The following is a 24494-nucleotide window of genomic DNA, read 5'->3' as shown; positions in this document are numbered from 1 at the left end:
TACGTTAGCTCTTACAGTTTAAAATCAATGCCTACAGACCAGGTACGGGCCTGTGGATAAGCGCCACGGTCCACGCCGGTGTTCATAATGGCGCCGGCTATTTCGGGATCAAATCCGGAATATTTTGTAAAGGTGAACGCATTCTTTACCTGTACGTATAGGTGTGCCTGTGAGAAGCCGGCTCTGTGCAAGAAAGATTTGGACAGCGTATAGCCGAGCAGGATATTTTTGACTTTCACAAAAGAACCATCTTCCACATAACGATCAGAAGCTCTGATGTTGCTGTTGCCATCAGTGAAAGAATAGCGCGGATGACGGGCATCGTTGGTGCTTCCCGGGCCTGTCCATCTGTCGAGTATGTCCCTGAATTTATTGGTATAGTTGGCGTTTCTTTCGTAGGCCCTGTAAACGTCGTTGCCTACAGAAGCATAGGTGAACACGTTAAGATCAAATTGTTTGTAGGCGAGAGACAGGTTCCATCCGAGGGTGAATTTAGGAAAGGGGTTACCGATCTGTGTTTGATCTTTTGCGTTGATAACACCATCACCGTTCACGTCTATATAGCGGATGTCGCCGGGCTGGGCACCGTCCTGTTTGGGCGCTTTCGCGATTTCATCCTGTGATTGGAACAGGCCATCGGTTTTATAACCATAGAAATAGCCGGGCGCTTTACCGGTTTCAAAGCGGGTCACGTTTTGAGACACACCATTGAAGTAGTTACCTCCTTCTATGTAGGAGCTATTATCTGTATTGGTGGCGGTTACGATACTACGGAAGGTGGTGAAATTGACGTTGGTATTCAGTTTCAGATCGCGTCCGATCGTTTCGTTATAACCTACGGTTATTTCCATGCCACTGCTGCGGGTGGAGCCGATGTTGGCATTCGGTACATCAGCAGTACCCATGTAAAGGGATACTGATGGTTGGAACAGCAGCCCTTTTACTTCTTTGCGGAAATAGTCTGCGGATACAGAGAATTTATTTTTATAGAAGGTGATGTCGAAGCCGATGTTGCCTTGTGTCTGTTTTTCCCAGTTGATGTTGGGATTGGCATAGGAAGCAATGGTGGAGCCGGGAACGAAGGTATTTCCAAACGTATAGCCGTTGTTGTTACCACCATTGTAATTAGGGCCACCGATGCTTACTTTAACGATAGGAGGTCTTACGCTTTCGTTACCTACTGTACCATAACTACCTCTTATTTTCAGGAAGTTGATAAAGTCAGAGTGGAAGAAGTCTTCCTGGGAGGTTACCCAGCCGGCAGAACCGGAGAAGAAGTTAGCAAACGGGTTGTTGATACCGAATGCGAAGGAGCCGTCCCTTCTGGCGGTGAAGGAAGCGAGATATTTGTCTTTGTAATCGTAGTTGATACGGCCAAAGTAAGAGAGATTACGACGGAAGGAGTAGTAGTTGCTATTCGTACGGGCGTTGAGGTTAGGAGCTACATCGCCGCGGGAGTCGCGTACCTGTGTGGAGACGCCATTGATCACGGTGTCCCTGAAATATATCACGCCGGCAGAGTTGGTGCCGGTGGCGGCGCTGAGGTCTGCCAGGGCCCAGGAGTTGTAAGGCACGTCCTGTGCGGTAGCGGTGATGCCGCTGGAAGTGGTTTTGTACATGGAGCCACCGGCTACTACATCAAAATGGTGATATTCTTTTACCTGGAAGGTGTAGTTGGCAAAAGCTTCAGCGGTGAAGCTGAAGTCATTGTTTTTGCTTTGGCTCACGCTGTTGTGGGCGCTGGAGGAAATGCCACCCAGACCATTTTTGATAACCACAGGGGTACCGTCGGCATTCATGGTGTTTTCCACATTGAGTGGTCCGTAGAAGGCCAGCGGCGTAAATGTTTTGCTGGTATTGTCCCAGTTGGTATAACCGAAGCGGCCGGTGAGTTTCAGGTTTTTGATCACATCATACTGCAGTTCCGCTTTCCCAAACAGTTTGTTGCCGTTGTTGAGGTTGTAGGTGTTTTCCAGTTTGGTGAGCGGGTTGAAGATTTCGGACAGCAGCAGATTGCTATAGCTGTATTTGCCTACAGTATTGGTTTCATTATATACCGGTATGGTAGGGTCGAAGTTGAGTGCACTACCGATGATGGAGTTGAAGGAATTTTCCGCCAGCCCTTTGCTTTTGATATTAGTGAAGCTGGTGTTGAGAATAAATTTCAGCCTTTTGGTGATGTCGAAGGAGAGGTTGGCTGTGGCATTGATTCTGTTGAAATTGGATTTGCTGCCGCCGCCTACGATACCATCCTGGGCCATGTATCCTGCGGAAACGAAGTAGGTCATTTTATCGCTGCCACCGCGTGCGCTGGCGTTGTAGTTCATGATTGGTGCGCGGTGGAAGATTTCTTTTTGCCAGTTGGTGCCGGCGCCCAGTTTGCTGAGGTCGGAGAAGATGATATTGCCGCCGGAAGCTACGCTGCCTTCGTTGATGATAGCGCCGTATTCTGCGGCGTTGAGCACGGGCATCATTCTCATGACTTCCTGGGTGCCATAGTTGGCGTTGACGTTCAGCTCTGATTTCTGGTTCCTTTTACCACTGCGGGTGGTGACAACGATAACGCCGTTGCCGCCTTTTACGCCGTAGATGGCCGTGGTGGCGGCATCTTTGAGTACGTTCATGGATTCGATATCTGAGGCATTGATGGCGTTGAGGTCATCGAGTGATTGCATCACTCCATCGATAATGACGAGGGGATCTGTTCCGTTGTAGGAGGGGATACCTCTCACGAGTACAGTTGGTTTGGCGCCTGGTGATCCGGTTTGTATTACGCTGACACCGGAAGCTCGGCCCTGGAGGGCTTCTTCGGGCCTTACCGGTCTGAGGGCGGCGATGTCGGCACCTTTAACGGTAGTAACGGCGCCGGATACTTTGGTTACTTTCTGGGTACCATAACCTACCACCAGTATTTCGTTCAGCTCACTGGCGGCGGTTTGCAGCACGATACGCAGGGGAGCTGCTGTGATGGCCACTTCCTGTTGTACAAATCCGATGGCAGATACCTGGAGTTTTTTTTCACCCGGGATAACGCTGATACGGAAGGACCCGTCCGGATTGGCGGCAACAGCTGTCTTACTATTGCGGGATACAATCGATGCTCCGGGGATGGCTTCCCCCTTTTCATCGGTTACTTTACCAGTGACCGTAATGTTCTGTGCCCATGACATATTGGCAAACAATAACAGTACAGGCACCAGCATGCATTGAAGAATTTTTTTCATACGTGAGTTAGTTTTTACAGTTTCATACGGAATAGATGTCGCGTGATGATGCTGATGGTCTTTTCAGTTTTTTTAGAGATTCCGGTTTTGATTTTAGTTGACAGGATTGTTGTTCTGGATGTGGTAAAATTATAGGATCTCTTTTGGTGCCCAAACAAATGGAGTACATCTCTACTACATCATAATTATTCAGTTCGTTGATTATCAATAAATTTTCACTACATCATTACTACATCATCCTAATTTTATATCTTCATTTCATGAGAAAAGTAGGGTTGCTTATCTTATTATGCCTATACACGTTTACCTGTGCCGGACAAAATACAATAGGGTTACCGCAGATCATTAATTACAGCAAAACTGATTTTAAGGCAGGCACGCAAACCTGGGATATCCGTCAGGATAGCAGGGGGATGATGTATTTCGCCAACAATGAAGGCATGCTGACTTACGACGGTAGTCACTGGAACGTATATCCGTTACCGAATAAGACCATCGTCCGCGCGCTGGCCATGGACGCTGCCGACCGCGTATATGTGGGCGGTCAGGATGAAATCGGGTATTTCTCCCAGGGAAAAAACGGAGTACTCACCTATACCTCCCTCAAACAATTACTGCCAAAATCGCAGAACAGATTCGCGGACATCTGGCGGATAGAGCTGTTTGGGGAGTCGGTTTTTTTCCAGGCGTCGGACCGTATCATGGAATACCACAACAACAGCATCAAGGTATATACTACCACCAGCGAATGGATGTATCTGCGAAAAGCAGGTAACAAACTGTATGCACAAGATAAGGCCAGCGGTCTGTTGCAACTGGAGCGGAATGAATGGAAACCGGTGATCACACAGCAGCCCATGAATAATGTGCTGATTTCGGGCATGTTGTCTATCGGCCAGGATAGCCTGCTGATCGCCACTCAGACCAATGGTCTCTTTCTGCTGGATGCTCAGGGCGTTATTCATCGTCAGGACAGCAAGCCACCTGCCAATGTGAACCTGTCGGTATGTACCAGAATCAACGCGGGAGAGCTGGTGGCAGCCACTACTTCAGAAGGCTGTCTGGTCATGGATTTTAACGGACGCATTGTACAAAAGATCTCCCGGACAGAAGGACTGCAGAATAATAATGTACTCAGTGTTTTCCTCGACAGAGATAACAACCTGTGGGCAGGATTAAATAACGGCATCAGTTTTATCGCTTACAATGCAGCTATTAAATATATCAGTCCCAATAAAACCAATGAGGTTTCTGGTTATTCTGCCAGAATCTACAAGGGAGAATTGTACATCGCCACCTCAGACGGCGCCTATTATGTGCCTTTGTCGGGCAGCGGAGACCTGAGTTTTTCAAAGGGTGATTTTACCCGTATTACCAGCGGGCAGCATGAGGTATGGCGTTTCGATGAAGTCAACGGACAGCTGCTGATGGGGGAGCATATTGGTTGTTTTGAAGTTAAGAATAATAGCAGTCATCCTTTGGCTTACGGGCCTGGTACCTGGCTGTTTAAGCCTATGTCGTCGGTATATCCGTCTGCTCAGGTGCTGGCAGGTACCTATGCGGGGTTGCGGCTGCTGGAGTACGACCAGGGCCGGTTTACAGACAAAGGAATGGTACCCGGTCTGCAGGAATCCATCCGTTTTCTGGAGATAGACAACAACAATACCATCTGGGCTTCCCATCCTTATCGCGGTGTTTATCAGTTGCATCCGGCCGCTGACCGTAAAACGCTGTCCTTTCAGCTGTTTACCGATAGTGCCGGCCTGCCTTCTGCATTGAACAACTTTGTTTTTAAAGTGAAGAACAGAGTAGTGTTTGGTACCGTTAAAGGGATCTATGAGTTTGATGCTGCTACCGGACGTTTTGTGCCTTCTGCTTTTCTGAAGCCGGTATTTGGTGATATGGAGATACGTTATCTGAATGAAGATGCAGAAGGTAATATCTGGTTCTGCAGCGGTAAAAAAATAGGTGTGGTCAACTTCCATCAGCCTTCCGGCGGCAAACCCTTTACCATCACCTATATCCCGGAACTGGATGGTAAAATACTACTGGGTTTCGAAAACATCTATCCTTATAATAAGGAGAATATTTTCATCGGCTCCGAAAAAGGCATGATCCAGCTGAACTATGAAAAATATGCAGGCAACAAACAAAATGTACGCATTCTGCTGGGACAGGTGAGAGCCCTCGGCAAATCCGACAGCCTGATATTTGGCGGTTATTTCGACCGGACTGCCAAAGGTTACCGCCAGGGTGAACAACAGGTGATGGCTCTTCCCAAAGGATACAACTCGTTTCATTTTGAATACAGTTCACCGGCATACGGACAACAAAACAATATTGAATACAGTTATCAGCTCGAAGGCTACGACAGCCGCTGGTCGGCCTGGTCATCGCGGCCAGAGAAAGACTATACGAACCTGCCTGAAGGAAATTATGTGTTCAAAGTAAAAGCACATGACAACCTGGGGCATGAATCGGAAGTAATCAGTTACCGCTTCATCGTAATGGCGGCCTGGTACAAAACCGTCTGGGCCTATATTATTTATGGACTGTTGTTCCTTGCCTTGTTGTATCTGTTACATCGCTGGCAGCAACGGAACCTGGCCATACAGCAACGTCGTTTTGATGAAGAACAGAACCGTCTTAAATATATATATCAGCTGGAGCTGGAGAAAAATGAGAAGGAGATCATCGAACTACAAAATGAAAAGCTGGCCAGCGAGATCCGTTTTAAAAACAATGCACTGGCAGATGCTTCGCTGCATCTCGTAGAAAAAGAAGATGCCCTGGTAAAGGTAAAAGACATTCTGGCCAGCGTTTACAAAAAAAATGGTAACAACCCGGAAATCAAAAATGCGCTTTTGTTGCTGGGTGATGTGGAAAAGAATAATGCCAACTGGGAGCAGTTTGCTTCACATTTTGATGAGATCAATAATAATTTTCTGAAGAAACTGAAGACCAGATATCCGGTGCTGACGAATACAGATCTGAAATTGTGTGCTTACCTGCAGCTGAAGTTGTCCAGTAAAGAGATTGCGCAGCTGATGGCCATATCCGTGCGGGGCGTGGAGATCAAACGATATCGTTTGCGGAAGAAACTGAACCTGCCTACCGAACAGCAGATGACTGATTTTTTTCATACCATATAACGGGATGTATTATGGGTATCAACAGAAGGAATTTTTTGAGAACGTCCAGCCTGTGTGTTTGCCGGCCGTGGTAACGGGAATGGTTGATCAGGTAGTGGTGAAATCGGTGTGAGAAGGAGAAATTTTATATCTAAAGAAGTATTTATGGGAATGATAATAAGTGATCAGAGAGGGGGATGGCAGGAGCTCAGCCGGTCTTTTTCGCTGGGTGGTAGTCAGGAACCGTTGCTGGTGAGGGAGCGGCGGGAGAAGCTCAGCTTTTCCTTTGGTGACCTGGAGTTGGTGGAGCTTACATTACCCGATATCTACATTGTGTATGGAGATATGCGGTTAAAACATTATCAATTCAGGGTACGGTCTGAGGATATGCCTGATACGGTGGAGCTGCATTTTGCCCTCGAAGGCGAAGGGGTAGTGGAAAACCATGCCTGTGGCCGTACTTACAACTTCCGTGCGAATGAAAATAATATTGTGTATATCCCGGAATTTGATTGTAGTATTAATTATACGCATGGTAAACCTTTCCGTTTTTTTGAGGTACATTTTTCCCGCAGTCGTTTTTTAGAGCTGGCGCAGCATACTACGGCCACGATGCAACGGTTTCTGGAGAAAGTGGATAAAGGCCAGCATGGCGATCTGGGGGCAGAAAATATTCCTATTACGATGCCAATGCATCAGTGTTTACAGGATATTATGCAATGTAGATTCACCGGCGGGCTGAAATTGTTGTTTCTGCAGGCCAAGTGTCTGGAGCTGCTGACCTTACAGGCGGAGGCTTTTGACAAGGCTGGTCAGCGGCAGCAGCAGACGGTTATCCGTTCGGCTTATGAAAAGGAACGTATCCTTTATGCGCGTGAATATCTGCTGTCACATATGGCGGAACCTCCTTCTCTGGAGCAGCTGGCTACTATTGCTGGTATCAATACGTTTAAGCTGAAGAACGGCTTTAAGGAATTGTTTAATAATACGGTTTTCGGGGTGCTTGCGGATGTACGGTTAAGTACAGCAAAGGAGCGTATCCTTTCCGGCGAGGCTATTAAAGATGTAGCGGAGGAGCTGGGCTATTCTTCTGTCCAGCATTTTGGTACTGCTTTCAGGAAGAAGTTTGGTATAACCCCTGGCACGGTAAAATAATAACAATAATATCCCTCTCTTCGTTCCCTCTTGTCTTCGCTCATCAGGAGCATCAGCATTCATCATATTAAATCACAGTTACTACATCACAGTTATCTATTTCTAATACAGAATTAACAATTACATAATAACTTCAAGCAAAATTTTGATAATTATATCAAACTAATTAAAATTTTCATGGAAGTTCTTGTTTGATTTTAGAAAGTTTACCTATCTTGAACCAGATTTTCACGTATAGAAAGATCGCTTGTTATTAAATTGTGACCAGTGCAAAATTATCAATCAAGATGGTGTCTGATCGCCAAGAGTTATTCAAGAAGACAATACTAAAACACCTTTATTTCAGCAAGGAGTTGTCCTGTACCGACCTGACGCAGTTGACCGGTAAGAGTCTTCCGCATACGACCAAGGCATTAAATGAGCTGGTGAAAGAGGGATTGGTGATGGAATCGGGGTATGCCATTTCTACCGGAGGACGCAGGCCGCAGATGTATTCTGTGCGGCAGGATTACATGTATATACTTTCTGTGGCGATGGACCAGTTTATGACCAGTATATGTATACTGGACATGGGCAACAAACTGATTGGAGAAGAGCATGTACTGGAATTGAATTTATCTGCTCATCCGGATGGTATTTCCATACTGGGGCAGGAGTTAAAGCAGGTCATTGAGCAATCGGGTATTCCCAGAGATAAGTTTGCCGGCATTGGTATTGGCATGCCGGGATTTGTAGATGTGACGAAGGGTGTCAACTATTCTTTCTTTGACACGTCTGTCAACAGTATTAACGAATATTTGGAGTTGGTAACCGGTGTACCGGTGATCATAGATAATGATTCGAGCCTGATAGCACTGGCGGAATGGAAGCTGGGCGAGGCCCGCAGCCGGCAGCATGCTTTGGTGGTGAATATTGGCTGGGGCATTGGTTTGGGTATGGTCTTGAATGGCAGTCTTTTCCGTGGAGAAAACGGATTCGCCGGTGAATTCAGTCATATTCCTTTGTTCACCAACAATAAGATCTGCAGTTGTGGTAAGATGGGTTGTCTGGAAACAGAAACATCGTTGTCGGTGATTGCAGAAAAAGCGATGGCCGGTATCCGGGATGGCCGGACCACGGTTATGAAAAATCTGTCGATGGAAAACAGGATCGCCACTTATCATCAGATTATGGATGCGGCGATCAAGGGAGATAAATATGCGGTAGAGTTATTATCGGAGGCGGGGTATCATATAGGCAGGGGGATCGCGATACTGATCCATCTGTTTAACCCTAAACTGGTGATATTGAGCGGACGGGGAACGAAGGCTGGTAAGTTATGGCTGGCGCCCGTACAGCACGCATTGAATGAGCACTGTATACCAAAAATTGCTGAGAATGTAGAGATAAAAATTTCGTCACTGGGCTATGCTGCGGAGAGGCTGGGCGCAGCAGCACTTGTTATGGAGAATATAGATAGAAGCCAACATAAATAAAGCATCTTTTATTTTTTAGGATCATCAAATATAAAACGGCACTGGAAGGCTGTATGGGGCTTCGTGTGTTGTAACAAAACTGTGTCTTCATTTATTTCATAAAAATCAAAATTTACCGCAATGAAAAGGTGGTTAGGCTTTTTGCTGCTAACTTGTTTAGTAGCCATCTGCTGTCAAAGCGTTTATGCGCAGGAGAAAAAATGGGTATCCGGTACCTTGAAGGATGGCTCCGGCGCTCCTATTATCTATGCAACCGTACTTGAAAAAGGTACTACCAATGGTGCTACCACCAATGAAAAAGGTGCATTCCGCGTGCAGGTAGCTCCTAATGCTACGCTGGTGATCACCAGTGTTGGTTTTACCAAACTGGAAGTACCGGCAGGTGGTAACCTGAACCTGGTGATGGAAGATGCCTCCAAAGGATTGAATGAAGTAGTGGTAACCGCTTTGGGTATCAACCGTCAGAAAAAATCCGTGGGTTATTCCATGCAGGAAGTAAAAAGCAATACGCTGGTAGAGGCGCATGAAACGAACGTGACCAACGCGCTGACCGGCGTGGTGGCAGGTTTGCAGATCAACCGCTCCAGCACCGGCCCTGGTGGTTCTTCCAAAATCAACCTGCGCGGTAATAACTCCCTGACAGGTAAAAACCAGCCACTGATCGTAGTTGACGGAGTACCTATCGATAACTTCGTAGGTGTAGTAGGTGGTAAAGATGGTACCAACGATTACTGGAACCCTTCTACTGACATGGGTAACGGTCTGGCTGACCTGAACGCCAATGACATCGCCAGCATGTCTGTACTGAAAGGACCTGCTGCTGCTGCGTTGTATGGTAGCCGTGGCGGTAATGGTGTAATCCTCATCACTACCAAAACCGGTAAGAAAAACAGTGGTGTAGGTATCACGGTATCGTCTACACTGGGTTTTGAAAGCATTTTCATGCGTCCTGAACGCCAGAAAACCTACGGACAAGGTTTAAATGGCTCTTTCAGCCCAACAGAAAGTGCGAGCTGGGGTGCGAAAATCGAAGGCCAGGAAATATCCAACTGGGATGGAAAAAATGAAGCAATGCGTTACTATGATAATGCTAAAAGCTTTTACGGTACAGGTGTGAACCACAACCAGAATATCTCTTTCCAGCAGCAACTGGACAAAACTTCTGTGTACACCTCCCTGAATTATATGAACGACAAGAGCATGGTGCCTGGTACCAAATATTCCCGCGTAAACCTGACCAGCAGGGTTACCAGCAAATTTGGCGCTAAGGACAGGCTGACCACCGACTTCAAGGTACAGTATAACAATACCAATGCGTTGAACAGACCTGCCACAGGTTCCAACGCCAGAAACTACGCTACCCTGTTGTATACCATGCCTACCTCTATAGATGTTACCCAGTTCAAAGATCCGCTGAATGAATTCGGTAAAATGCGCTGGTACTCCAATGGTAATGATGTAAACCCTTACTGGTCCAGCAAATACATGCTGAATCAGGATATCCGTAACCGTTTCATCATGAATGGAAGCGTGAAATATCAATTCACTGACTGGTTGAATGCAGAAGTAAAAGCTGGTGGTGATATGTATACTACCAATTTCGACAGCAAAACATATGTAGGTAGCCCTTCATCTCCTAATGGCGCTTACAGTGTCGGAAAACAGACTTTTTCTGAAATCAACTACAGCTCACTCATCACTGCCAAAAAAGATAACCTGATTGGTAAACTGAGCGGTACAGTTAGTGTGGGTGGTAACCTGATGAAACAGAAGAGTACCCGCCTGGCAACTTCTACTGGTGAACTGGTGGTGCCTAACCTCTTTATGATCAACAACTCTGCAGGTAATCCCAGCATTACCGATGAGCAGTTTGATCACCGGATCAATTCCCTGTATGGTGTAATGGGCCTTAGCTGGGATAGCTATCTGTTCCTGGATGTAACAGCACGTAATGACTGGTCTTCCACACTGAGCCCTGAAAACAGGTCTTATTTTTATCCTTCTGTAAGCCTGTCTTACCTGTTCACTGAGCACATCAAATCACTGCCTGAGTGGTTGAGCTATGGTAAAGTAAGAGCTTCTTACGCCGTTGTGGGTAATGATATGAACCCTTATCAGCTGTATAATACTTATGTGATCGGTAAAGATCCGAATGGTAATGTTACAGCAGCCAGGAAGAATATCTTCTTCGATAAGAATGTAAAAAGTGAGCTGATTAAATCCAAAGAAATAGGTGCTGAACTCCGTTTTGTGGACAACCGTTTTGGACTTGATTTTACCTACTACAAAACCAATGCGACCAATCAGTTAATCGATTTACCTATGGATCCTGCCAGTGGTTATGCTTACAGGAAAATCAACGCTGGTAATATCGAGAACAGTGGTATCGAGATCATGGCAGATGCTAAAATCCTGAACGAAGGAAAACTGCTGTGGAATGTTGCCGGTAACCTCTCTATCAACCGTAACAAAATCATTGATATCAACAGTGCAGCAGGTATAGATATCTATCCGCTGGGTGGTTTTGATGCCGTGTCTATCCTGGCTAAAAGCGGTAGCCTGTATGGTGATATCTATGGTAGTAAACTGAGCCGCGTATCAGATGTGAAGAGCCCTTATTACGGTCAGTTGATCGTAGATAAAAACGGTCTTCCTTCTATCGACGGAAAGAGCGTATTGCTGGGTAATCAGCAGGCCAAAGCGATGGTAGGTATTACCAACAGTTTCGCTTACAAAAACTTCAGCCTGTCCTTCCTGGTAGATGCACGCATTGGTGGTGAGATGTATTCCGTTACCCAGCTGGCTATGCAGAAATCCGGTACTGCGGCTGTAACTGCACCTGGTGGCGTAAGAAACGACATGGTGGTATCTGGTGTAATAGACAACGGTGGTGGCAATTATGCGCCTAATACAAAATCCATCACACAGCAGCAATACTGGAGAGCAGTGACCAGCGGCAACCTGGGTGCTGGTGAGATGAATATCTATGATGCTACCAATATCCGTTTGCGTAATGTGCAGATAAACTACAACCTGCCTAAAAAAGCATTTGGCCGTATGCCTATACAGGCTGCGAAAATTGGCGTATCCTGCAATAACGTATGGATGATTTCCAGCCATATGAACGGACTGGATCCTGAGTCTGTATTTGCGATAGGTTCCAACGCAACCGGTTTTGAAAATGGTGCGCCTCCAACCACCCGTTCTTTCCTGGTGAACCTTAGCCTTAGTTTCTAACCTTTAATTGCAACTGAAATGAAAAGAATCATCATAAAATCAGGTTTGTCATTGGCAGCTTTTTCCATGCTGTTGTCTGCCTGTAATAAATTTGAAGACCTGAACAAAAACCCGAAGGAAGCTAATGAAAACCAGGTGCAGGAAGAGTTTCTGATCAATGGTTCTATCATCAATGCACAGATGGACCCGGGTGTAGCTGAACGTTCCTTCGTACTGATCTGGAAAGCTGCCGCACACCAGCAACTGGATGATGGTATTACTTCCGGTATCGGAAATGATGAATGGTCCAATGCTTATTATACTTCCTGTACCGGCTGGCTCACCAGTATTAATGCTGCCATTCAGCTGGGTGAACAGAAAATCCAGTCCGGATCTATCAATGAATATACCGCCAATCTCCTGCAGGTAGCCCGTATCTGGCGTGCTTATCTGTTGAGCGAACTGTCCGACAACTACGGACCTGTTGCTATAGATGCTTATAAGAGCACTAATCCTGACTTTGCGAGTGTAAAGGATGTGTATTATTATCTGCTGGCTGAACTGAAAGATGCCAGTGCCAAGCTGAAAACAGACCAGGCTCCTACGGATGCCATGAAAAAACTGGATCCTGCCTATAGTTACGATTTCAAAAAATGGCAGCGTTATGCTAACTCCATGCGTTTGCGTCTGGCTATGCGCCTGTCTGAAGTAGATCCTGCCAAAGCCAAAGCAGAGTTTGAAGCTGCGGTATCCGGCGATCTGATCACCGATATGAGCCAGGCCTTCCAGGTACAGGAAAAACCAGGATGGGACGCGCTGACCGGTGTAATGAGCCGTGAGTGGAATGAGCAGATGATGTCTACTACCATGGAGAATCTCTATAACGGTTTAGGTAGTGTTAAAACTGCTGATCAGCTGACAGATGCTGTTTACCAGCCTTATATCAGACCCGCTGACTGGGCAGGTCTGCAACTGACTGACCATTTCCCTACCACTTCCAATGATCCGCTGGCTGGTTTCTGGTTTGACGGTCTGCCTCAGACCATCGATCCACGTGCCTATAAAGCGTTTATCCCTGGTGGTGATTTCTCCAATACTAACTTCTGCCGCTATCCTTCCTGGAACCGTAAGGCCTGGGAACAAACAGCACGTCCGCTGATGAAAAATTCTACAGACACTGCTGTATTACTGGATGGTAAAATGGCCTGGAATGGCTCTACCAACGGTGACTGGGGTGATAAAGGAACCAACAACCGTTCCTACTTCTGGCCTGCAGCTTATCCCCGCATGAGCCAGCAGTTCCGTAGCAGCACCAGCAAACGTATCTTCTTCGCTCCATGGGAAGTACAGTTCCTGATTGCGGAAGCAGCAGTAAGAGGATGGAATGTTCCGGTATCTGCTAAAGCAGCCTATGAAAAAGGTATCGCACTGAACTTCGAATACTGGGGCGTATCCAACTTCCTGGGCACTTACCTGGCCTCCAACGATTACAACACAGTAGGTACTTCCGTAAACTTTGATCATATTGCTGAGCCTCCGGTAAGCCATACCATGAACTTCAAAAATGGTTATACTGGCGCACCTGGCACTGTAGAGATCAAATATCCGGTTAACAATCTGTATAAAAACGGATCTGCGAAAAATGACCAGCTGACCAAAATCATTACGCAGAAATATATTGCGCAAATGCCATGGTTACCGCTGGAAGCATGGAATGATCAACGCAGACTGGGATTGCCATTCTTCGAGAATCCGAACGTAGAGCAGGCACTGCCTGGTCTGCCGGCCCTCAGCTCTTCCAACTACATGACCAGCAGCGTGAAAAATTTCCCGCAGCGTATCAAGTATCCTGCTCTGGTAAGAAATACCAATCCAAAAGGATATGATCAGGCCGTACAAAACCTGGGTGGTGCAGAAGAAATCACTACACCGCTGTGGTGGGCTAAAAAACAATAATTTTTGCCTAAACCATAACTGTCACCGGGGCTGACCATCATCATGGTCAGCCCCCTTTATTTATAAAGCTGCCATTTCTTTCAGGAAGATATCTTCCACCATTTTTATTTCCTTGTTGTAGATGGTCTTTTTCCTTGACCCGAAATAAAGTGTGTTTTCCACACAAACATCCCCGTCCCATACTACTTTTATTTTACCGCTTTTAATCTCATCCCGGCAAAGAAAATCGGGTATGATGGCAAACCCTTCGTTGCCACCCAGACAGCGCACAATAGAGCTGATATTGGGCACAATGTAGTTGGGTTTGAAGTCGATGTTATGCCGCAGGTTAAACTTCCAGAAACGTTTGAGATGTTCCATGTCAGCAGCGGTGCTATACCATATCTGTTGTTTGAGCCATTGTTCTACTTCCGCTATCCTGGCGGATTTAAGCTGTTCGTCTTTTACATTGGCTTCTTTCAGCAGTGTTTTAAGCTGTTTTATATTGGTATTGGAGCCGCATACCATCACGATTTTTTCTTTGGAGAAAGGTTTGAATTCGAGGCTGGGCTGATCAGTTTTCTCTGGCGTCACGATCATGTCCAGTACGCCTTTGTCGAGGTCGTGGATCATTTCGGGGTATAAGCCGAATTTGACGATCACATTAAACGGAAGAGAAGAAATATATCTTTCGAGGGTGAACTGAAAGGTCTCGAAACACATACCAATACTGATGGTGGCGCGGCCTTCCCGGCTGCTGCGGTGAAACACCTGTTCTGCCATTTCGAGGCGGCCCATAGGCTCCTGGATAAAGTTGTACAACACCTTAGCCCTTTCGGTAGGTACCATCTTTTTAGCAGAGCGGTCAAATAATGTGTAGCCGGTGGCTGCCTCCAGGGAATTGAGGTGCAGGCTGACGCCGGGTTGCGAAATATATAAAGCCTGTGCTGCTGCGGTAAGAGTACCTTTCTCGTAGATAGTTTTAAAGGTCCGCAGCCATTCCATATTAAGATTCATATTCTATCATTTTTCTGATGCAAAGATACAATTTAACTTATTTTGATGATAGGTTAATCTTTAGGAATTTTGTCCTGTGAAATTTTAAAAACGATTTAGACATGCTTTTTACACAACATACCATAGGAAAAATTACACTGAATAACAGAATTGTAATGCCACCCATGACCCGCTCCAGAGCTGGCCAGGGAGATGCTGCCACTGATATGATGGCCGAATATTACGGACAAAGAGCTTCTGCCGGCCTCATCATCGCAGAAGGCACACAGATCAGCCGTCAGGGCCAGGGTTATGCCTGGACACCTGGTATCTATAGCCCCGAACAGGTAGCCGGCTGGAAAAAAGTAACCACCGCCGTACACCAGAAAGGCGGACGCATATTTGCCCAGTTATGGCATGTGGGCAGGGTATCACATGTATCACTGCAACCAGACGGTGCCGCGCCAGTGGCCCCTTCCGCTATCCTCGCCGAAGGCGTGAAAGTAGCGCTACCCGGACCTACCGGCGGCGTGCTTATGGAACAGCATTCCATGCCTCGCGAACTGAGTATCCCGGAAATCAAAGCCATCGTTAAAGAATATGCTGAGGCTGCCAGAAACGCCATCGCCGCCGGATTTGACGGTGTCGAGCTGCATGGGGCCAATGGTTACCTGATCGAACAATTCATTGACTCACAAACCAATCATCGTACTGATGAATACGGTGGCTCCCTGGAAAACAGATTACGTTTCCTCAGAGAAGTGGCAACTGCTGTGGCCGATGCTATCGGAAAAGAAAGAGTTGGCGTACGTCAGGCACCGCTTACCACGCTGATGGGGGCGCAGGATGACCATCCGGAAGTAACCTATATCGCAGCTGCTAAAATGCTGAATGAAATAGGTGTTGCCTATATCCACGTTGCAGAAGCCGACTGGGACGATGCGCCGGTGATGTCTGCAGATTTTAAGGAAGCTTACCGCAAAGCCTTCTCCGGTACCATGATCTATTCCGGTAAATATACCAAAGCAAGAGCTGAAGAAGCATTGCAAAAGGGATGGGCAGACCTGATCGGTTTCGGCAGACCCTTTATCGCCAACCCCGACCTGCCTTATCGTCTGCAACACGATCTCCCGATGAATACGCCCGATAAGACCACCTTCTTTGGTGGCACCGAAAAAGGGTACCTTGATTACGCTTTTTATCAGCAGCCGGTACCGGCACAAGTATAGTATAGTGGCATGATAAGCCGGCCATGGTTGTTCCGCAAAGCCGGACCAGCCATGGCACTACGTGTAGCCGTTATCGTTTGAAATACCCCTTATAATTCTCCGTTCTGCCTATATTGGATAACAATCATTTTTTTCGTTTATCCAAATATCCGCTTCATGAAAACAATCCTCTTTGTTTGCGCCATCACCGCATTGTCTCTGGGTGTAGGTACCACTCGTGCCAACAATGGAACGCCTGCAAAACCGGTAGTTGCCGGCAAAAGATTTATCAACATGCAGGGCCCTTCCACTATCAGTCTGTCTACCGGCCCTTACGGTTATTCGGTGGACCTGCATGGGGCTACCCTGCCTGATAATGCCAAATGGACTATCGAAAAAGACGGGAACGTGGTGGCACGTTTCTCTGCCACCCAGGTGGTGAACGGCATTGCTATGCTGTCTGTAAATGGTACTGATTTTGGCACTACCGGCACTTTCTACATCAGCCTCACCGGCGTTACGAATGATGGCTTTGGAATGATCTATGGCGCCAAATCGGTGACAGCAACGTTGTAAAAAAACATGGACTGGCCCGTATGGTCAGTCCGGTTTTTAACCATTGCTGTTGTATCTCTGCAACAGTGGTTACCTTTGCATAGATAACGATTCCCTATGCCTTCCAAAATCTACCGAATAAAGACGTTTTTCCTTCCCTTTCTGTGGATACTCCTGTTATTTATAACAGGATACAGCTTCCTGAACTGGTTGTTGTTTACCCATTATGCTGTTTTCCCGGTACGGGAAGAAATACTCGATTTCGGACTGCCGGTTGTATTGGGTGTAGTACCTGCTTGGATATGGATGTGGCCCCGCATTAAAATGTTTTCATTCCGTAATGGGAAAGCTGATGTGCTGTATTATTCTGTGGTGACCCTGGGAATAATTGTTCCTGCACTTATAACCCAATCGTATATACGAAAAATAAATGAAAGACTGGTAAAGCTGAATACAATCAGTGAGATCACACAACATAATGCTGCTGCTTATCAGGTCAATAAACTGTATATCGACAAACAGCGTGCTTCAGCATGGGCCTATGTTACCATAGAAGGAAAGCATAATACACAGTATGTTTACCACATTTATATTACTGCTCCGTTATTGGACGGGGCGCGGGATACCGTTAGTACCCAGTGTTTGGCCTGGTATGGTTTAATATATCAGACAACCATCAGCAATCGTTTATCAGATGAGGAAAAAGACCGGCGTTGCCGTCAGTATGCGTTGTTGTGTGAACAGAAATTTCAGGCTGCTGATTTGAAGGATTTTGTTTATCTCGAACGGTTGGGTAATACCAACGAGCGGCCCTTGTTTCTGCAGGCAGCCGCCAGGAACCTCTGGTTCCAGGCTCCGGAAAATATTGTGCTGATGCCTGTCAGGAAATCGTTTGGTATGCGGGCAGATAGTTTTTTACCCTGGATTTTTGGTACTGTCACTGTTTTTCTGGTACTCTGGCTGATCATGAGTTTGTATACGGAATTAAAGATGCCGTCCGGAAAGCAGCCACCAGACTGGAGATGGCCAGCCACTAATCTGCTTGCCTGGATGATGGGCACCTCTTTGTTCTTAGGGCTGATAACACATGCTATGGCCTCTGATCTGACAGTGTTGGGCGTCAGTTCACGGCCACTGGTACTAGGGGGCCAGTGGTGGCGGTTGGTACTCAGTATTTTTCTGAATATTACCTTTTTACAGGGCTTCTACGTCGTTGCTTTTTACCTGGCAGGTTTTATACTGGAACCGTTGCTGAAATGGAAGTGTTTGTTGTTATGGCTGATATGCGGAATTGCCGGAAATATTATGAGTATGGTTATATATCCTGACTATCTCACTTTCGGGGCTTCCGGCGCGGTGCAGGGCTGTTGGGGTTTTTTGCTGGTGTTTGTTTTCGCGGGCGTGTTTTCGAAAGATACCGGTACCAATCTATTGTATGCGATGGGGTGCCTGGCGGTGGTGGTATTAGGACTATTACTGGGCTTAAAAGGTACTTCCGATAGCGCTGCCGACCTGGGTGGGCTGGCATGTGGCATACTGCTGGGTATGCTGTACTACCGGAAGTATCGTGACGTGGCTGTTTATAAAGGCTGATATGGCATAGCGTTCAATAATATGTATTCCCGGTGCTGTCCGTTAAATTGTACGTTCTTGTCGGAAAGCAGGATGGGTCTGGTGACGATCAGTTCATCGCTGATCACGATACCTTTACGGAAGGTGGTGAGGCCTGTCCAGTGGGAAGTGCCGGTCCTGAGCTGCAGCCGTTGTTTTTTCCCATCCAGGGTGGTGATGTCGAGTTGTTTGGGGTCGTTGTCATGTGGTCCTTCACTATAACCTTCTCTTTGCAGGGTGATGGTCTGATGTTGTTCATCCAGTGAGATGACTTTTACTGTTTGTGTACCCACGCCGCCCAGTTCCCAGGGGACGGTAATTTTGTTTTGCCAGGTATCTCCTTCGTGGACGTTGACAGGTATGGCCCCCCAGATCAATTCGTTGTATAACAGGCCGCTGGCGCTGGTATTGGTATAGGTTTTATCCTGGTAGGTATTGGTGCCATTGAGGCCGATGATCGAAACGGAGCGGCTGATGGGGCGGCCGTCGTAGAGGTCGGCTTCCTGGAATACCGGTTTCAGGGGATTGTTGTCTGTCACCTGGTAAGTGCTGGTACCACTGATTCTGAATACCAGGGGGGCGAAACTGTCTCCGGAATAGGTGATAGTCCTTGAGTAAATATTGGCCAGGGAATCCCCTTTGGCCAGCTGGTGCATGAGATACGCCTTACCTGTTTGGCATCTGCCTTGATAAGGAATTGTTAATATTAGCAGTAGAAATAGTAATGGCTTCATACTTTTCTTATATTTTGATTTTATGGGTTAAAGGTGGGCATATTGTGACAACAGCGGAAATCGTTTAAACGGGAGCAGGCATATTTTCAATTATCTGTATTACTCATTCAATATTTCTGTCTGTGCAATGGAGGGGGTGGCATTATTTATCGTCTTAATAGTACTACAACTGTTTTTGATGCTGCAAACCTTCATCTGTACTTGCAAGGGATGGGCCGTGTTTTTTTGCTTACTGTTGTCAGCCCGAATGGTTTGTGGACAAGGTTCCGCGATGACCCGAGGAAAAGTGGTGAACAAATTCACAGAGGAACCATTACCATTTGCTACCGTGTACTGGAAATACGCCGATCATGGTGTAATGACAGACAGTGCCGGCGAATTTAAATTAAAGAGAAGCACCCGGACCAGCGATACGATGATCGTCCGCTATGTGGGATATGTTACGAAAGCTATACCACTGGCCGCTACGGACCAGGAGCCACTGGTAATACAAATGGAAGCCACCATGAACGTGGGGGTAGAAGTAAAAGCCAAAATGGACAAAGGGCTGGTATGGTGGCGGCAGGTAGTAGCCCACCGGCCAGAGAATGCACCCGGACATTACAATAGTTATTACGCAGAACTGTATAATAAACTGGAGATAGATCTCTCCAATATCAACAAACAACGCTGGGAACGTTCGCGTATCATGAAACCATATACCTTTGTAACCCAGCGGGTAGATACCACCTCCGAAACAAAGCCTTTCCTGCCGGTGTTTCTCAGCGAATCCGTTTCAGATTATTATGTGGCCGGCTCTCCGTCCAAAGTGAGGGAAGAGATCCGGGCCTTAAACACCAGCGGTATCAAAAACGAGTCGGTGATGCAATACCTGGGAGGCATCAACCAAAAAATAAATACCTATGATAACTACCTGTCTATCTTCGGACGGGAATTTATCAGCCCGGTCAGCAACGTAGGCGACCGCTACTACCATTACAAAGGACTGGACACCGTTATACAAAACGGTCAGCAATATTTTCATCTTGCCTTTACGCCCCGGCGGGAAGGAGAAAACCTTTTCTCCGGCGATTGTTGGATACAGGCTTCCACCTGGGCTTTGCAGAAGATCAGCCTTTCTGTGTCCGGAGCAGTGAACATTAACTTCGTAAAAAGACTGGACATTATCCAGGAATTCAGCCAGCGCAACGAAAAAGAATGGGTAGTGACTAAAGACCGCTTTATCGTGGAGCTGGCTTTCCTGGGAAAAGAAAAAACAACCTTTATCGGCAGAAAGACAACGCTGTACCGTAACATCGCTGTGGACCAGGATTTTATCGTCCGGAAACTGAATGAGAACCGCCGTAAGGAAGAACTAGTGATACCAGACAGTGCCACCGTTATCGGCAAAAATTATCTGGAACAACACCGCCCTGATCCGCTGACCACCAATGAAAAACATGCTATAACGTTAGTGGATACACTAAAATCGATGCCCGCTTTTAAAAAGCTCAGCAACACCGTTACCTTCCTGGTGGATGGGCATATTAAAATGGGCAATGTAGAAATAGGTCCCTGGTATAAATGGATCAGCCGCAACAGGATCGAAGGACTGCGTTTCCGTTTTGATCTGGGCACTACACCGGAATTTAGTCGTAATCTGCGATTGTATGGTTATCTGGCCTACGGTACAAAAGATGAATCTCTGAAAGGAAAAATGGCAGTAGCCTATATATGGCCTGGAGATAAAGGCTGGAGTACGCTGGCTTCCTACAAAGATGATCTTGATAACAATCAGCGTGGCTTTAATGGAGAAGAAGTGTCTCTCGATAATATCTTTGGCCAGCTGGTACGCCGGCACGGTATTCCGCAGAAATTTACCCGCGAGCAGGAAATGCAGCTGACGGTAAGGAAGAGATTCCCTGAGCAATTCTCCTTGCAGGGCACTGTTTCGCGCAGCCAGTATACCACCTATGATCCGCTGCCTCCGCATAGTATATTCCGGTCATCTCCCAACGACAGAAGTCATATAGTGAATGCGGAGTTCAGGCTGGGCTTCCGGTATGCTCCGGGAGAGAAGGAAATCCGCACTTTCCGTAAAACGCGCAGAGTGAAAAGTAATCAGCCGGTGATTGATGTGGCTTATGCAGTGGCTCCGGCCGGTGTGCTCAACAGCCGGTATCAGTATCACAAAGTCAACTTCAGTATTCAGCAACAGTTTCCGCTTAATCGCTGGGGGCGCGTGAATTATATGATTTATGCCGGAAGGATTTTTGCAGACAAACTGCCGTTTGTATTACTGCAGATCCATCCGGGTAATGAAACCTATTACTATAATAAAGATGCTTTCAGCCTGATGAATAAATATGAGTTTGTGAGTGATCGTTATGCAGGCTTCAATATAGAACATAACTTCAATGGCAAACTATTGAACCTGTTGCCTTTTATGCGTAAGACGGGTATTCGTCAGTTCTGGAATGCAAAGGCTGTAATAGGCGACCTGTCTCATGCTAACCGTGTATACAATCAGATAGAATATGGCCGTTATGGTATGCGCTCCCTGGATGGGAAGGTGTATACCGAACTAGGTACCGGCTTTGATAACATTTTCCGTTTCTTCCGGGTAGATGCTGTATGGCGGCTTTATCCGCAGAAGGGAAATGTGTCTTACAGCAGTTTCGGCCTGTTTGGAAGTTTCAGATTACAGTTCTGATATGCCATCTGACCCGGAAAATAATACGTATTAACAAAAAATATTAAATAACATGAAAATTATGCATAAATTGAAGTAACATTTAAAACATTACTTTATGATCTGGACTATTATTATCGGCGGTATTGCCGGTTGGCTTGCCGGTAAACTGATGCGTGGTGAAGGGTTCGGGATTATCGTAGATATCCTTGTGGGTATTGTTGGCGGCTGGCTGGGTGGCTGGCTGTTTGGTAAGCTGGGCCTTCATATGGGCAATGGCCTGATAGGTTCGCTGATAACTGCCCTGGTAGGATCTATCATTCTGATATGGTTGGTCCGGCTGGTAAAGCGAGGGTGATAACAGACTGTCAAAAAAAATTGCGCCGGCCGTGATATGGCCGGCGCTTAACGTTTATGGATATACGTAAATATTTTTTGTTTTAAAAATCATTCTGCTACTTTAATATATCCCCATCCTTCTTTTTGTTTAGTGATGATTTCATAGATGGCGTCGGGAACAACCTGTACGCCGGGAATCAGTTCACTGGCGTTTTTGTTGTTTCTTTTCATGGTGGCGCCACATACTTTAATGTTCAGGTTTTTATGATTTTTGATGAGCTCGGAGATGGCGGGTTCTACTTTTGATTTATCCTTCAGTACCATGTCGAGGGCATCTCCGTATACGGCTACTTCGAGTTGTGCGTTGGGATTGCCTTTCAGGATACCATTGAGTTGCCGTATAATGGTGTTTTGTGCTTCGGGGCTTTTACTGGTGATATCGAAGATTACTTTGTAGTCTGCTTGTGCATAGCAGAAAATGTAGCCCAGTAAAAGTGTAAAAGTGATGAGCAGCTTTTTCATAATGATCATTTTTAGGTGGATTACTTTTTTTTATGCTGCCGGGCGATAGGGCCGAAGGGCCCGTATTTGTGTTGTATAGCGGAGTAAGTATCGCTGAATGGGCCGAAAGGATGATCGGGCGGTTTGGTACGGATATCGGGCCAGTCGGCCGGGAATGCTTTTTCCGGCCGGGGCTGTGAGTTGACAAAAGCCGCCACGTTCCAGGCTTCTTCATCGCTGAGTTGCGGATGCTGATAATTGGTGCCCAGCGGCATGTTGTATTTGACATAACCGGCGAATCTGGATATTCTGTATAGTCCGGCTCCGGTGTTATAGCTGTTTTGCCCCCAGAGCGGAGGATACAGGTATTCTGTGCTGCCGGGTTTAAGTTCGCCTGCACCATCGGGGCCGTGGCAGCGCTGGCATTTTTGCAGGAAAACGATCTTTCCTTTCGAGGTGTCTGCCGGTATTGGAAGATATTCCAGGTCTCTGATACCGCTGCCGGGTGTTTTATAGCCTTTGGGCAGATCTTTTCCAAGCCAATGTATATAAGCGATGATAGCCTGTAGCTCGTGGCTGTTGCTGTCGAGTGCCTGGCCATTGAGACTACGGACAAAACAATCGTTTACTTTTTTTTCTATCGACTCCACCGTACCGCTGCGGGCTCTGAATTTGGGATACAAGGTGGCCGTACTGCCGTAGTTGTTACCCCAGGGCCTGGTGCCGGCATCGAGGTGGCAGTTCTGGCAATTCATGCCATTGCTGATGGCAGCTATGCTGCCATGCGGGCCAAGATACTGCGCGGTATGCGCTATCAGTTCACGGCCATATCGTATCCGCTCGCCTTCGGTGGTATGGGGAATGGAGGCGGTATCCGGCGCCATCCACAAATCTTCTTCACCTTCCACCCACACGTTGGAGCGGCGTAAAAGTTGTCTGATCACCAATACCAGGCTTACGGCAAACAGTCCTGATAGTATTACCGTACGCCATTTTATTTTTTTCATCCTGCAAAACAATAACCACAGTTCTTTTCCTGTGCCCGTGTGATGGCCCACAATCCGGAAGGCAGCAGCTGTACGCCGGGCAACATACCATCTATCCATTCTTTTTTCACTACCTGTGGATCGAGAGACATTTTTTGTGCTGCCACAGCACTGTACACTGTAATCGCCATATTACAGGCGCCGAACAGTACACCACTGGATTGCAGATCATTGATACCAATAGCCACATTGCCGATGCCCGGAACAGCGTAATCGCCTGCTTTAGGCTCCCAGAAAGGATTCCGTGTGGCTGCCGCTTGGGTTTTAGGATCATCTATTTTGAACATTTCACCCAGTTTGTATTTTTCCCATAGCTCATTTTTCAGGGCATAAGGGATCGCTTCATGCCGTAGTACAACTACAGCGCAACAATCTTTTTCAGGCGTACCAGCAGCATGATTGGAGATCAGAAATACTCTGGGCCAGGCGAAAGGATATATTCCGTGGGGTTGTGGGACATCCAGTACCATCCTGTGTTTCCCTTTGATTTTACTTAGCCAGTTTTCAGCGCTGTTGGTGGTCATATGTTTGCTTTCCTGATCTACAGCATCCCCAATAGCAAAGGAAAAAGAAGGTATACTCAGCATGGTCGCTCCTGCGATCATCTTCCCCAGAAAATCACGGCGGTTGGTACCCCCATTACTTGGATTGTTCATAACATTTGATTTAGAGGTGTACAAGGATCGGCTTTTATAAT

Annotated in this window: 16 protein-coding genes; 10 read left to right on the top strand and 6 right to left on the bottom strand. The window is 46.7% G+C overall.

Features of this window, described 5'->3' with window-relative positions:
* Window positions 1-11: 11 nt before the first annotated feature.
* A complete protein-coding gene (locus DF182_RS07905) occupies window positions 12-3224 on the bottom strand; it encodes a SusC/RagA family TonB-linked outer membrane protein (protein ID WP_113615104.1) in 3213 nt (1070 codons plus the stop codon).
* Window positions 3225-3484: 260 nt separating this feature from the next.
* Between DF182_RS07905 and DF182_RS07900 the strand changes: the two genes are divergently transcribed.
* The 5 genes from DF182_RS07900 (at window position 3485) to DF182_RS07880 (ending at window position 14157) form a co-directional block, all read left to right on the top strand.
* On the top strand, window positions 3485-6376 hold the full coding sequence (locus DF182_RS07900; RefSeq protein ID WP_113615103.1) for a ligand-binding sensor domain-containing protein: 2892 nt from the start codon (window positions 3485-3487) through the stop codon (window positions 6374-6376).
* A gap of 144 nt (window positions 6377-6520) precedes the next feature.
* On the top strand, window positions 6521-7510 hold the full coding sequence (locus DF182_RS07895; RefSeq protein WP_113615102.1) for a helix-turn-helix transcriptional regulator: 990 nt from the start codon (window positions 6521-6523) through the stop codon (window positions 7508-7510).
* Between the two features lie 287 nt (window positions 7511-7797).
* Window positions 7798-8985 (top strand): ROK family transcriptional regulator, encoded by a 1188-nt coding sequence (locus DF182_RS07890; RefSeq protein ID WP_113615101.1) that lies wholly within the window; start codon window positions 7798-7800, stop codon window positions 8983-8985.
* Between the two features lie 120 nt (window positions 8986-9105).
* Complete coding sequence (locus DF182_RS07885) at window positions 9106-12222, top strand: SusC/RagA family TonB-linked outer membrane protein (protein WP_113615100.1); 3117 nt, start codon at window positions 9106-9108, stop codon at window positions 12220-12222.
* An 18-nt stretch (window positions 12223-12240) separates the two neighbouring features.
* Complete coding sequence (locus DF182_RS07880) at window positions 12241-14157, top strand: SusD/RagB family nutrient-binding outer membrane lipoprotein (protein ID WP_113615099.1); 1917 nt, start codon at window positions 12241-12243, stop codon at window positions 14155-14157.
* Window positions 14158-14217: 60 nt separating this feature from the next.
* On the opposite strand, the gene DF182_RS07875 is transcribed toward DF182_RS07880, so the two are convergent.
* Window positions 14218-15153, bottom strand: coding sequence for a LysR family transcriptional regulator (locus DF182_RS07875; protein WP_113615098.1), 936 nt, complete (start codon window positions 15151-15153; stop codon window positions 14218-14220).
* A gap of 101 nt (window positions 15154-15254) precedes the next feature.
* On the opposite strand from DF182_RS07875, the gene DF182_RS07870 reads away from it, so the two are divergent.
* The 3 genes from DF182_RS07870 to DF182_RS07860 all read left to right on the top strand — a co-directional run bounded on the left by DF182_RS07870 (window position 15255) and on the right by DF182_RS07860 (window position 18488).
* Window positions 15255-16361, top strand: a complete 1107-nt coding sequence (locus DF182_RS07870) for an alkene reductase (protein WP_113615097.1) — start codon at window positions 15255-15257, stop codon at window positions 16359-16361.
* Window positions 16362-16517: 156 nt separating this feature from the next.
* Complete coding sequence (locus DF182_RS07865) at window positions 16518-16916, top strand: hypothetical protein (RefSeq protein WP_113615096.1); 399 nt, start codon at window positions 16518-16520, stop codon at window positions 16914-16916.
* Window positions 16917-17012: 96 nt separating this feature from the next.
* The gene (locus DF182_RS07860; protein ID WP_113615095.1) at window positions 17013-18488 is read left to right on the top strand and encodes a rhomboid family intramembrane serine protease; all 1476 of its coding nucleotides are present in this window, start codon (window positions 17013-17015) and stop codon (window positions 18486-18488) included.
* Here DF182_RS07860 and DF182_RS07855 read toward each other — a convergent pair.
* A complete protein-coding gene (locus tag DF182_RS07855; protein WP_147243375.1) occupies window positions 18476-19240 on the bottom strand; it encodes a hypothetical protein in 765 nt (254 codons plus the stop codon). The two genes, DF182_RS07860 and DF182_RS07855, sit on opposite strands and share 13 nt — an antisense overlap.
* Window positions 19241-19511: 271 nt before the next feature.
* On the opposite strand from DF182_RS07855, the gene DF182_RS07850 reads away from it, so the two are divergent.
* Entirely contained in the window at window positions 19512-21932 is a 2421-nt protein-coding gene (locus tag DF182_RS07850; RefSeq protein ID WP_161964087.1) for a DUF5686 and carboxypeptidase-like regulatory domain-containing protein, read from the top strand.
* A 97-nt stretch (window positions 21933-22029) separates the two neighbouring features.
* Window positions 22030-22269 carry a GlsB/YeaQ/YmgE family stress response membrane protein gene (locus DF182_RS07845; RefSeq protein ID WP_113615092.1) on the top strand — a complete coding sequence of 80 codons (240 nt, stop codon included), beginning with the start codon at window positions 22030-22032 and terminating at the stop codon, window positions 22267-22269.
* Between the two features lie 89 nt (window positions 22270-22358).
* Here the strand turns inward: DF182_RS07845 and DF182_RS07840 are convergent, their stop codons facing one another.
* From DF182_RS07840 to DF182_RS07830, 3 genes are read right to left on the bottom strand one after another with little or no spacing between them, the layout of a single operon-like run.
* The gene (locus DF182_RS07840) at window positions 22359-22772 is read right to left on the bottom strand and encodes a DsrE family protein (RefSeq protein WP_113616809.1); all 414 of its coding nucleotides are present in this window, start codon (window positions 22770-22772) and stop codon (window positions 22359-22361) included.
* Window positions 22773-22792: 20 nt separating this feature from the next.
* Complete coding sequence (locus tag DF182_RS07835; RefSeq protein ID WP_113615091.1) at window positions 22793-23758, bottom strand: c-type cytochrome; 966 nt, start codon at window positions 23756-23758, stop codon at window positions 22793-22795.
* Complete coding sequence (locus DF182_RS07830) at window positions 23755-24453, bottom strand: hypothetical protein (protein WP_113615090.1); 699 nt, start codon at window positions 24451-24453, stop codon at window positions 23755-23757. The genes DF182_RS07835 and DF182_RS07830 overlap by 4 nt, the downstream gene beginning before the upstream one ends.
* Window positions 24454-24494 lie beyond the last annotated feature (41 nt).

Origin of the sequence: Chitinophaga flava (assembly GCF_003308995.1) — a bacterium.
GTDB lineage: Bacteria > Bacteroidota > Bacteroidia > Chitinophagales > Chitinophagaceae > Chitinophaga > Chitinophaga flava.
This window is presented reverse-complemented; position numbering and strand designations above follow the sequence as displayed.